The organism is Candidatus Zixiibacteriota bacterium (assembly GCA_026397505.1).
Taxonomy (GTDB): Bacteria; Zixibacteria; MSB-5A5; order GN15; family PGXB01; genus JAPLUR01.
In genome coordinates this window covers 99,545-112,004 of sequence record JAPLUR010000061.1, presented here as the reverse complement: position 1 = coordinate 112,004, position 12,460 = coordinate 99,545, and the positions used below count along the sequence as shown (strand labels likewise).

At 49.2% G+C, this 12,460-nt stretch carries 6 protein-coding genes and 1 pseudogene; 5 read left to right on the top strand and 2 right to left on the bottom strand.

Features of this window, described 5'->3' with window-relative positions; all coding sequences use genetic code 11:
* The coding region (locus tag NT002_06605; GenBank protein ID MCX6828939.1) for a potassium channel family protein at positions 1–500 on the bottom strand (500 nt) is incomplete at its 3' end.
* 150 nt (positions 501–650) lie between these two features.
* Between NT002_06605 and NT002_06600 the strand changes: the two genes are divergently transcribed.
* The 4 genes from NT002_06600 to NT002_06585 all read left to right on the top strand — a co-directional run bounded on the left by NT002_06600 (position 651) and on the right by NT002_06585 (position 8,496).
* Positions 651–1,124: a hypothetical protein gene (locus NT002_06600; GenBank protein MCX6828938.1), complete on the top strand. Its 474-nt coding sequence runs from the start codon at positions 651–653 to the stop codon at positions 1,122–1,124.
* 652 nt (positions 1,125–1,776) lie between these two features.
* Positions 1,777–5,115 carry a TonB-dependent receptor gene (locus NT002_06595; protein ID MCX6828937.1) on the top strand — a complete coding sequence of 1,113 codons (3,339 nt, stop codon included), beginning with the start codon at positions 1,777–1,779 and terminating at the stop codon, positions 5,113–5,115.
* A 36-nt stretch (positions 5,116–5,151) separates the two neighbouring features.
* Positions 5,152–6,105 (top strand): PorV/PorQ family protein, encoded by a 954-nt coding sequence (locus NT002_06590; GenBank protein MCX6828936.1) that lies wholly within the window; start codon positions 5,152–5,154, stop codon positions 6,103–6,105.
* A gap of 39 nt (positions 6,106–6,144) precedes the next feature.
* Positions 6,145–8,496, top strand: a complete 2,352-nt coding sequence (locus NT002_06585; protein MCX6828935.1) for a hypothetical protein — start codon at positions 6,145–6,147, stop codon at positions 8,494–8,496.
* Between the two features lie 52 nt (positions 8,497–8,548).
* On the opposite strand, the gene NT002_06580 is transcribed toward NT002_06585, so the two are convergent.
* The gene (locus NT002_06580; protein MCX6828934.1) at positions 8,549–10,723 is read right to left on the bottom strand and encodes a glycosyltransferase family 39 protein; all 2,175 of its coding nucleotides are present in this window, start codon (positions 10,721–10,723) and stop codon (positions 8,549–8,551) included.
* 406 nt (positions 10,724–11,129) lie between these two features.
* On the opposite strand from NT002_06580, the pseudogene NT002_06575 reads away from it, so the two are divergent.
* Positions 11,130–12,401 (top strand): annotated as a pseudogene (locus NT002_06575) (S8 family serine peptidase).
* Positions 12,402–12,460: the final 59 nt, after the last annotated feature.

Sequence of the window (12,460 nt, the reverse complement as noted above, 5' to 3'; positions counted from 1 at the left end):
TCCTCGGTTGCCGGACCATTAATATATAAGAGACTCTCTTTCTCCAATTCGCCGATAACGGTCGGATTATTCTCTATTACGACAAAGGGGACTTTTCGCCGGGTGTATTCCTCAGCGACTTTACGCCCCACCCGGCCGAAACCGGCAATGACGTAGTGATTACTCAGATTTTTTATTTTGGTATCCATTTTTCTTCTCCCCAAAATGTTGCGAAGCTGGCCTTCCAGGATGAACTGCCCTATGGCCGACCCCGCAAAGGTGACGGTGACGACGCTGGCCACAATGAGAAAGATGACGAAAACCCGTCCGCCCGGATGAAGCGGACTTACCTCGCCGAATCCGACGGTCGACATGGTGATGACCGTCATATAAAGACTCTCCAAAAGCCCCATTCTCTCAACGAGAATGAAACCGGAGGTGCCAAAGGCAACCAGGAAAAGGAGGGCAATAATTGCCAGTTTGATTTTTCCGGTGGGAGTCCAGCCATGATTTTTACTCATGACTCGAAAAGTACAATATGAATGGGCTGCTTGGCAAGACAAAACAAGTGCACTCAAGGGCTTAATTAGCAATATTGGGGAATATGCAATCTCGATTTATTGACACGCTGAAAGGTATGCTTATATTCTTTGGTGTCTTGAAAGGATGATATGTCACAATCCGCGGGATTCTGGTGTACACCGAATTGCGACCCTTATTTGAATATGGCCATTGATGAATGGCTGTTTGGAGCCATGGCTGATTCGGGGCCTTACCTGCCTGCCGCGCTTCGTCTTTATACATGGGCAAGCCCAGCAATCACAATAGGTTACAACCAGGATTCGGCTCGCGCGGTGGATTGGTCTCAGATTGATTCAAACCTGCCTGTTATCAGAAGAATAACCGGAGGACGGGCCATTTTTCATGACCCTTATGAGATTACTTTCAGTTTCTGTGCCCGACTGGAGGCATTGCCGGAGACTTTACAGGGTCTTTCTCAAACCAATGCGCTGATTTCCCTGGCAGTTGTGGAATCATTCAGGGAGGTTGGAATTACGGCCTCCTGGGCCCAGCATTCCGACCGGAGCTTCAGGATGGCCGGAAATTCTGCAGATAAGTCCTGTTTCAATTCCCTATCTAAGTAGGAGATTATTGCAGATGGCAGGAAAATCGCGGGCGGCGCCCAGCGTCGCATAGGCTCTTCTCTGATCCATCAGGGATCGCTCAAGGTTAATGGTATTCAGCCGTTTCCTGCGATAGGGCAGAGGCCCCGGGCGGATGAAGCGATCAGGCCCGGCAATCCGATGCGAAAATATTCTATCGAAGATTTCCGGGCAGTGTTACCAGGAGTTTTTTCTTCAATATTCGGGTTGGCCTTTGTGCCTATGGCTGTTTCCCCTCGGCATCAGCAGGAAATTGATGTTTTGCGGAGGAATCTTCAGCAAAATTCTTTATCACGAAGAGGAATTTTCTAAACGGATTTCCCGATTCGCAAGTCTTTACAGTTGAGAGCAGTAAGGTGTCGGATGAGGTAGCGGGAAAAAAGGAAAAAATCGCTTGACTTGCAGGATGATTGGTAGGTATTTTATAAGCCTATGAGAGATTTTTAGAGGTATGGGAAGTTTGCGACAACCCTGGAGGGAGTGACGCGCAGGGCGGGAAAATTCCTCACATTCCGTCTCTTTCCCCATTTGATGGATAAAACGAAAGGAAATGATTATCTCGATAGATATAGATACAGTGGGAAGAATGATGAAAAAAAAGTTAACGAGTAATAGAGTTGAGGAGGACAGGAAAATGACAGGATTGCCCAGGAAGTTATTATTTTGGGCGGCGATTTTGTCCGTATTGCTGATTTCAACATCTCTCGTTCTTGCCGGAGGCAATGGCAAGATCAAGGGAGTCGTAACGGATAAGGAGACAGGTGAACCAATTCCTGGCGCTTCGGTTTTGCTTACCGGAACTTCTCAGGGTGCAATGACCGATCCCAATGGAAAATATCTCATCAACCTGGTTCCGCCCCAAAAATATATTCTGAAAATCACATCGATTAACTATAGCACAGTTGAGGTTTCCGAGGTGAACGTATCTACCGACCTCACCACGGAAATCAATGTTCAGATGACCAAGGCGGTTACGGATCTCCACACAATCATTAGGGTGACCGCCGACCGCGATGTTATTGACAAATACACGACCACCAACATGGTCAAAATAACGCGTGAAACCATCCAGACCATGCCGGTCCAGAATGTCGACCAGTTGTTGCAGCAGACGGCCGGTGTCGTAACCACTTCCCAGGGTGAAATTATTATCCGCGGCGGTCGTGTCGGCGAGGTGGCCTATGTGGTTGACGGTGTTACTATTGGCGACCCGCTTGGCGGCTATGGCCCGACCTCTTTCGGTCTGTCGCTGACTTCCGGCTCCATTCAGGAAATCAGTATAATTAAAGACGGTTTTGACCCGGAATACGGTAATGCCCTCTCTGGTATCGTGAAGATTACGACTCAGACCGGCGCCGCGGACAAAACCAATATGACCATGCAGTTTGTGACCGACGATTTCGGGAATTCGACGATGAATAAGTACTCCCGCAATTATGACAATATCTATTTCACCCTCAGCGGCCCGGATCCGATTCTGAAAAGCAAGATTTTGCCGGCCCTGAAATTGAATTTCCTCCAGGATAAAGAGGTCACTTACTTCTTCTATGCGGAAATGACCAAGAGCGGAACCGCCTATCCCTATGACAAATATGCAACGCCGATTGCGGCCAAGAAGTATCGTGCATTCAATCTCTTCGGCATAGAGTTGCCGGAACGGCAGGTTAATGATTATAGCATCAATGCCAATGTCATGATGAAACCGCTCAATAATATGAAGATGATTTTCTCCTACAAATCGAGCGTAAATCGCAATACTCTTTTTGACTGGCAATATCGCTATTCTCCCAATACGGCCCCGATTAATGAGACCAAGTGGCAGTCATATGCAGTGGAAATGACTCATCAGCTATCCAAGAACATGCATTACTACCTGAAAGCATCTTATTATAACCGGGAAGTTCAGTACAAACCGGGTGATCCCAATAATCCGGGCAAGGGTCTTAATCCCGATCAGTTCCTGCGCTACTATCAGTTCGAGGGTTATGATGACCGCAACCGCAATGGCGTATATGATCCTCCCGAGCCGGTTATCAATATTTTCCCGGACACGATGATTTACGGAAGGGATCTTGCCGCCCCGGCATATACATACGGTAATTTTCCTTTTCTTAATAACGCTCAGGCCGGATATAACTACATGACCAATTTCAGGTTTAATGATGGGTCTCGCGGCGGCGGGCTGGAAGGCGAGCCATATATTGACCTTAACGGCAACGGGCAATGGGATCGAGGGGATTATCTCTATGATACCGATGGTGACGGCCGTTATGATGCGGACCGCCGGGATGTGATTGATGCCCATGATCCGGAACCTTACCTTGATGGTGATGTCAACCTCGGGGAACCGTTTACCGATGTCAACAATAACGGTTTTTATGATCCGGGAATTGACATTTTTGTCATGTCCCGAGATACTGCTGCTAATCAGGACCTCGACCGGAATTCCCGATATACATACCCGCTTGAACGCTGGACACCGGGAATACCTTTCATCGATCGAAATGGTAATGGTATTTATGACCCGCCGAACCAGAGATATGACGTGGGCGAGCCTTTCACTGACCCTAACGGGAACGGCCGCTATGATTATGGCGGTACCCAGAACTTTTTAAATGTAGGTAGTTATCAAAATGAGACGGTCTGGCATCGTCGCAGTGTTGAGCAATATGTTCTGGAGGGTCGCCTTTTCCGCCAGCTGGGCGCTCACGAAATTAAAGCCGGTGCGGAGTTAAGGAAAGAGTATCTGGTGAAGCAGGATATCCGTTCGCTGGAACAGCCCTATACCGGTCGCTCCGACGCCGGGCTTTATCCCGGTATCGGCGAGTTGCGGGATTTCTATGACTATCGGCCCCTCAACGGCTCAGTTTATCTGAGAGATAACCTTGAGTACGGTTCCATGATTGCCAGCCTCGGTTTCCGTTACGATTTCTTTATTCAGACCAATGGTTTGGATAGTGTGGCGGCCAATGATGATCTGGGCAGCGGGTTGATTCTCGGTGACCGCACAAGGTTTTCGCCCCGTATCGGTTTCTCATACCCGATATCGGATAAGGCCAAGATTCACTTCAACTATGGCCATTTCTATCAGTTGCCTTCCTATTCTTTTATGTATGATAGAAATACCACAGCGGCATCGGCCAACGATGTGGTCGGCAATTACAATCTTGATTATGAGAAGACGATTCAGTATTCCTTCGGTGTCAAATATGCGATGTCGGAGGATTACTCAATTGACGTTTCCGGTTATTTTAAAGACGAATTCGATAAGATCAACAGCGCCAATATCAGGTTGGGTGGCGGTGCTCTGGTGGTTCAGAGATATGAGAATCGAGACTATGGGCGGAGTAGAGGATTTGAGGTCACTGTTGACAAACGGGGCGGCCGCCTGATCAACGGAGAAGTAAACTATACTTATGCCTTTGCTTACGGAAAGCAATCGCAGGCCCGCACCTCCTATTTCAGCGATTTCTATCTCAGCCGTGAATCTCTCTCGGAGAAGCCGCTTGATAACGATATTCGGCATTCGTTGAAATGCGGTATCCAGTTGGTGATCCCTGAAACCATGAAACCGAAATTATTCGGTCTGCCGATTCCTAACGGCTGGACTTTCTCGGTTCAGGGTTCTTATGAAAGCGGAAGACCCTTCACTCCCGGAAAGAAGTATCCCAACCTTAATGTGGAACAGGGAATCGATATCGATGAGAACTCGCTTCGTCGCCCGTCCACGATCAACTTTGATGTTCGCTTCGAGAAATATTTCAAGCTGGTGACGCTCAACTGGCGCTTCATTGTCTGGGTTGACAACCTGCTCAACAACAGAAACGTTCAGGGAGTATTCAGTGAAACCGGCCGTGCCGATACCGGCCAGAATGACGGTTATAATGTTACCGGGGGCACAGAATACGACCGCAATCCCCAGAACTGGCAGTATGGACGACAGATTAAATTCGGTCTCCAGGTGAGTATCTGAAAATTGTGAGTGATTTTTATAGAGGAGAAATGGCAAATGAGGTTTCATAGATTTTACCCAAGTCTGCTGGGCGTGCTGCTTCTGCTCCTGCCGTCACTGGCCTTTAGCCAGGCCAAAGTCGGGACTACGGGACTCAACTTCCTTGAGTTGGGAGTCTCGGCGAGGGCGATGGGGATGGGAGACGCTTTTACCGCCCGGGTCAATGATGCATCGGCGATATATTACAACCCGGCGGCTCTGACCTATGTGTACGGCCGTGAGGCGATGTTCACGCACATCTCCATGCCGTCCGGCATTAATTATGAATTTTTCGCCATGGCCGTTCCGCTGGAAGCGGTGGGGGGAGTTGTTGGCGTTGGGGTTTATTCCCTTAATACAGGGGATATTCTCTATACCAACCACTCCTATCCTCACGGCGTCGATCATGACGGCAATGCGCAATACTTCTCTGCCGGCGATCTGGCGGTCGGTATCAGTTATGGTCGATTCCTTACGGACAAGTTCTCGGTGGGGTTTACGGCCAAATATATTCAGGAGAATTTGGAGACCGTAAGCGCTTCCGGCTGGGCCGCTGATGTCGGCACCTGTTATAACTCGGGGTACCGGAACTTTAAGATCGCCATGGTTATCACTAATTTCGGTCCCGACTTCAAATTCATCGAGAAGGGATTTCCGCTTCCGATCAATTTTAAATTTGGCGCCGCCATCGATCTGCTCAGTAATGACAATCATTCGATGACGATTTCAGCCGAAGGCAACCATCCGTCGGACAATCTCGAGAAATATAATGCCGGTCTGGAATACACCTTTCAGAATAAATTCAGCCTCCGTGTCGGTGAGAGGCTCAACTATGACTCCGACGGATTCACCGCCGGAGGCGGGTTACGCCTGCCCATAGGCGGTGATATGGATCTCTCGGTTGACTATGCTTATCAGGACTTTGGCTGGTTGACCCAGGTTCATAGATTCTCGATCGGTCTGGCGTTTTAGGATGATGGCATCAGGCTTAAATATAATGGAGGAAATAATATGAAGCGGAGTCTGCTGATAATTTCCGCGCTGATATTAGGTATATATATCTGGGGCGGATGCACAAAAGAAATCAAAGGTCCCCCGCGCGTCAATCAGGCGCCGATTGTTGAATTCGTCAACATTCCCGTAGAGGGTGCGCGGTTCTCTTCGGATACGACTGTCTACTGGTATGGCACCGATGTTGATGGCTTTATCAGGCTTTTCCGGTATGCGGTGATTCTTGATTCGATTGTCGGACCCGATCCCGAGGCTTTTCTGGCTGCCAGGCCGGATGATTCTCTGCCCTGGAAAGTCCTTCCGGTCAAGCTGGAAAATCCCAATTCCAAAGACAGGATTAAGATGTCGGCCGACGTCCGAGATCCGGTCAGAAGATACATATCTTCCTGTATCTTTCTTCAGGCCATTGATAATCTGGGCGCCAAATCCAGAATCATTTATCGGAAGTTCAGTAAGAATAATCACTTCCCGGATACTAGGATTTCGGCCAATGAACTCATCGATCCATATGTCAATGCCAAGTCGAGTTCAGGTGTTCTTGAAGGTGTGAGTGTCTCTTTCGAGGGTGAAGACCGGATAGATTATCCTCGCAATGCACCCCCCTTCGAATTTCATTGGAAGTTGTATGGTCCTTTTGACAGTTCGGAGATGGTAAAAATAAACAATGACTATGTCAAGTCCGTTTTTGTCGATTTGTATGGTGATTTCTACAAAAAGGGAGATTTTTATCGGACGATCAGAGATATCGACACGACTATTGATACTACCATCGTCCCGCCGGACACGACCGTCGATACCACCTTCAACTTCATTCTGGTCGATACCTTACAGGCCGGAAGTCCGATTGGGAATTGGTCTAATTTTGTCTTGTTGGACTCCCTGACGGACAGTTTGAATCGTGTGGCTGCGGAGTCGCATGATCCATTAAGCAGCTCCTACTGGACCTATGAGTCCGCTACCAATATTTATGATGTTTTCGGCAAGCAGAGTGTTAAGCCGGCCGAGGACACTACTCGTCTAGAGTATTTTATGTTGTGGTGCCAGGCGCGGGATGATTCCAAGGTACCGGACCCTGTCCCTGAATATAAATGGCTTACAGTCATCGAACCGAAATTTGAGCGTGACGTGCTGGTTCTGGATGCCACCCCGATGGGTTATGCATCCCGCGGCTTCATGAACTGGCCGGTATTCCCGGGAATGAAATATGGTACTGGCCAAAATGACACCTTTCCCTCTACTGCTCCCGCCACGGTAAAGGAAGTCTATGGACGACTTATCAATAATTGGAAACCCGGCTCTTTTGACACGGCCAATATCCTGCCGATGCTTAATATCTATGATACAAACGGAGTATTGGCCGCTGAAATCGACTATCCCAGGTTTCGGTGCACTCAGGATTATTATCAGATTGGCAACCTCAAGAATGCTCCCAGCCTGGGAGTTGGCTCTGTTGGTCTGCGCGATGTTCTCAAGCACAAGATAATAATTCTGATCAAGGATACTCCCAGCAGGCAGTTGCAGATAGCCACTATCGAGGGTCTGGAAATAATTAAGGGAATCAGCGCCGGAATGAGCGCCTGGGCCATGGTGCGCGGGCCGTTCTCGTCGTCACCGACTGATTATATTCCCATGAGAATGGATGCTCCAGAGTCCTACCGGCGCTATTTCGGTGTCGATGCGATTCACTGGACCGCCTGGTTCGGCTTTGATGTTTATTTCCCGCCGCCGGGATCTCCCACTCCGTTTGGGCCCGCGGGCCAGATCCGCATCGAGGATTTTATCGGGGCCTATTCCATGACTTCATTCCTGCCCGATATCAGGCTTGATAGTACTCTTTTGGAGACGCGCTATCTCTGGTATAAGAAGCTTAATACTCCTGGTTTAGGAATCTATGAATTCCCGTATCGCTGCGCGGATGGTTCCATATTGGTTGATTCTGGCGGAGCGCTTCCTGAAGTTGGTTATATTGAGAGGGGGTACGGTACGGAACCGCTTTACCTCTATAGATCGGCATATGGAACACGTTCTCCGAAGATTGAGTATAAGTGCAACATCCGGGTCGGAAATGTGGAGAAGTTTGATGGATCAGTCGTGGCATGCCGTTACGAAACCCCTCTGTTCCGTACTTCTCATTTCTCGTTCACCTTTCTGCCCGTTCCCGAACAGACGGCACAGACGATATTCAATGAGATGATGGACTGGCTGGCGGTTCAGCCATTCGTCACAACGGGAAAGATGGCAAGTTCGGCTCCAGCGGGCGTTGATATCGAGCAATTGCGGCGGATTAACCGCGAGTTGCAGGATCTTAAGAAGAAAGGCCTTCTGCCGAGTATGTCGTCTTTTAACGAATAGGATGAAATAAGCGACTATCGGGCCGGAGATGCGAAAGCACCTCCGGCCTTTTTTATTTTAGTTTTTCCTCGACGGTTTTTATCAATTCATTATTGGGAAATTTCTTTCGGGCGGCGGCAATTACGGCATGCGCCGATTCCCTTTTCCCCTGCAGAAGATATCCCTGAACCAGATTGACATAAGCCTCGACCAGACTTGAATCAATCGCCACGGCCTGACGGCTCATTTCTATAGACAAATCCAGGCGGTTCTGGATTCCATAAAGATAACCCAGCTGATAGGCCGCCTGCGCTCTGATATGCGGCAGTTCGGAACCGGAACCATAGGTAAAAGCATCGTCATCGGTCTCAGCCGCGGCCCGCTTCGCGACAAGAGCCATTTTCAAATATTCTTCGGCCAATTGGAGCATCCCCAGTTGCGAGTAAATGATGCCCGCTTCCAACAGAAGCCGGGGCTCATCGCCCAGATTTTCCCGGGCTTGGGTCAGTGTGCGGCGGAAATCGGCCGTATCAATCCGTGCCGCCTGTATTCTCAGCATAACCAGATATGCCTCGGGGAGGTAGGATGTCAGAGAGATGGCCCGGGCGGCATATTGGGCGGCCGTATCAAGAGAATTCCTTAGATAATAGAGTGAGGCCAGGTTGCTGTATCCCCGAGCGCTGGAAGGGAATGATAGAATCTCTCTCTGTGAATAATATTCCGCAGAATCACCCATCCCTTTTCGTAAGAAGACCGCACCCAGATTGAGATTGGCCTCCGGGTAGCTCGGATCATTTTTCAAAACTTGATGGTACAACTCAATACTTTTATCAAAATCCCTCTGGGCGAAGTAATAATTAGCTTCATTGTACAGGCCGCTGTCGAGATTGGCGCGGTCAATCCGATACCAATTGGAAGTGGCGAAAGAATAAATGATAATCGCGATCAGGACGGCGGCGGACAAAGACCGCCAACCCTGCTTCAGCATCTTGACCAGAGCCCAAATTTCGGCCAGCGCGGCCCCGGAGAAAATGATGAATAACGGGACAACCGGGAGGCGGAAACGAGCATTAATGAAAAACAGTGAGATCAGAAGGAAATAACTGACGATAAATATTAGAATGAAAAACATTTGCCGGGAAAACAGTCGTCGCAGACCGGTCAGGAACAGAAAGATACCGGTCAATGAAAACATGAGGGCAAAATTCAGGGGGAGAGAGTGGAGAACGGGATTGCTTTGGAAGAAAAGGGGAAGGTTGCGGTTGTTTGAGACCTCAAAATTGTTAAAGCAAAAGTAAAGCTTCTTAATATATAACTTCAGAAATTCACCCTGGTGGGATAGAATCCAACCAACCCCTTTCCAGTACCAAAAATCCGATAGCCGGGAATCTTTCAGGGAACGGCCGGTTTCTTTCTCGGCCAGATATCTTATATCTCTAAGCTGCCAATTGGCTCCGAGCGGTGGTGGCATGGTTGCCGAAAGACCATCCGCGGCGCTGTTATTGCCGATATAAAAATTTATTCCGCCCGAAGAAGCTATAAGGGTCGTATCGTGACCGACCAGAATATTTCTCAGGGCGACAGGTAAAATTACGAGCACTACCATGCCGACTATGATAAGCGAATGGACGACCGCCCTTTTCCATCCCCTCTTGCTCCAGAAAACCCATAATATCAGAATGGGCAATAATGGGAGAATTACCGGTCGGGTGATGGACGCCAGTCCGAAAATCAGGCCGACCGGAAGATACCGTTTCCATTTATCATGCTCCGTGGCCCGGAGAAGGGAGAGTATTGACCATTCAATCAATAATGTAAAGAAACTTTCGACCAGCAGCTCACTTTCAAAATATATGGCGATTGGATATAAGGCATGGAGCAGTCCGGCCAGCAGTGCCGCCCTTGTACCGAAGAATCTCTGGGCAAGGCGGTATGTCATATAAATGGAGAGAAGGCCGATCAGGTGGCCGAAAATTCTGGCGATCAATAGAGAATGGCCGAAAATGGCGTACAATAAGCCGAGCAAATAGATGTACAAGGGGGCACGGAAAAAAGGCTCCTCGCCCAGCCAGTTCCCGGCTGCAAGCGAGGCTGCCCAGCGGTCATGGAATAGTGAATCAACCAGAAGCTGATTCCATTCGGGGCTTGAAAGATAAATGAGAAAAAAGACAAGTCGCGCAATCAGACCGACCGCTAGAATGGCCCAAAAGGGATAACTTTTGATCTTCTCTATAAGATTTCCAGACATTTAGAACCAAGATATAACAGATTTATCCATTAAACAATACTTCTCATAATCTGCAAAAGAGTTCCTATATGCACGCATGATTATATGGCTGCAAAAGTAAAGATGTCCGATTCGCCGCCGCTGCATATTGTTCAAAATTTATGCTATGCCCGTAACCATTGGTGTTCTAATATATTAACCAGGACTTGTCGAACCGGGACCGCAATCATCTGCCATATTTTCCGCAATCAAAGGCTCCTGAGGAGGCGGCATATCGATTGCAGGATAGGCTATTGGCTTAAGATGAGGAGAACCAATGCTGCTTATCCTGAAGAAATCAACTTACCTCTTGCTTTGTCTGGTCGGATTCTTTTTAGTCACCATAACATCACGGGCGGCCACTTTTTCACCCTCGCTTGATCAGAGGATGAGCAAAGCCGCCGGCAGCGTTTCTGATTCTTTCGTCGCGGTCGTTCTATTTGTCGATAATTCGGCCCTATCATCGCGGGTCAGCAAGGCAGCCTCTGAGCAGGGAACTGATTTTCAGCGCCGGCACAGTGAGGTCATAAGAGCTCTGCAATCCCGCGATGCGTCTCTTATTGACAACATCAAGAATAGAATCAGGCAGATATACGCTTCCGTGAAAATTACCGAGTATTGGATTGCTCCTGCGCTTTCGTTTCGAATCCCTCTGTCTCAGTTGATTCAGCTTGGCAGTATTCCGGGGGTCGTCGCGGTAATTGAGGATGCCCCGGTGGAATATATTGAGCCGGTCGAATCGACCCCCATAGTTGCCAAGATACAGAGCGTCTCCTCGCACCTGACCGCGCTCAATATTCCTGCACTCTGGAGCCGTGGTCTGAAGGGGAGAGGGAGACTGGTTTGCAGTTTCGACACCGGTGTCGAAGGAACCCACCCGGCGCTCAAAGATAAATGGCGGGGGAATTTTTCCGGCCGTTCGACGGCCTGGTTTGCCCCCTCATCGACCGATACCCTGCCCAATGATAAGATAGGTCATGGAACGCACACTATGGGACTCATGGTGGGAAATGCCGCCGCCGACAGTTTCGGTGTTGCTCCCGAAGCGGATTGGATCAGCGCCGCGGTTATCGACCAGGGACAGACTTTAAATCGCACTATTTCCGATATACTGGCCGCCTTCCAATGGGCGGTTGACCCCGATGGCAATCCGGCCACAACAAATGATGTCCCCGATGTAATTCTTAACAGCTGGGGCATCCCGACCTCTATCCTGCCCCCCTGTAACGAGTCCTTTTATGCGCTGATAGATAACGTTGAGGCGGCCGGTATAGTCACCATTTTTGCCGCCGGTAATGAAGGTCCCGCAGCCCGGTCGCTTCGTCTTCCGGCCAATCGTGCGAGCAGTCCGCTCAACGCCTTTGCTGTCGGCGCCCTCGACGATGCCACCAATCTGATTGCCCAGTTTTCGAGTCGCGGGCCGTCCAGTTGTGATACAATGGAAATTAAACCGGAAGTGGTCGCGCCCGGGGTATCGATATATTCCTCTTATAAGGGTGGAACATATCGCGTGATGAGCGGGACATCGATGGCCGCTCCTTATATTGCCGGACTGGTGGCGCTGCTGCGTCAGTATAACCCGAATGCCACCGTCAGCGAAATCAAAACCGCCATCATAAATTCGGCCCGTGACCTTGGCGCCCCAGGCGAGGATAATAGTTATGGCTATGGGCTTCCTGATGCCCAAAGAGCTTTGCTTTATATGCCGATTCCGATCAC

Coding starts and splice junctions, on each gene's coding strand:
- NT002_06600 (MCX6828938.1), top strand. CDS start 651: ATGTCACAATCCGCGGGATTCTGGTGTACACCGAATTGCGACCCTTAT.
- NT002_06595 (MCX6828937.1), top strand. CDS start 1,777: ATGACAGGATTGCCCAGGAAGTTATTATTTTGGGCGGCGATTTTGTCC.
- NT002_06590 (MCX6828936.1), top strand. CDS start 5,152: ATGAGGTTTCATAGATTTTACCCAAGTCTGCTGGGCGTGCTGCTTCTG.
- NT002_06585 (MCX6828935.1), top strand. CDS start 6,145: ATGAAGCGGAGTCTGCTGATAATTTCCGCGCTGATATTAGGTATATAT.
- NT002_06580 (MCX6828934.1), bottom strand. CDS start 10,723: ATGTCTGGAAATCTTATAGAGAAGATCAAAAGTTATCCCTTTTGGGCC.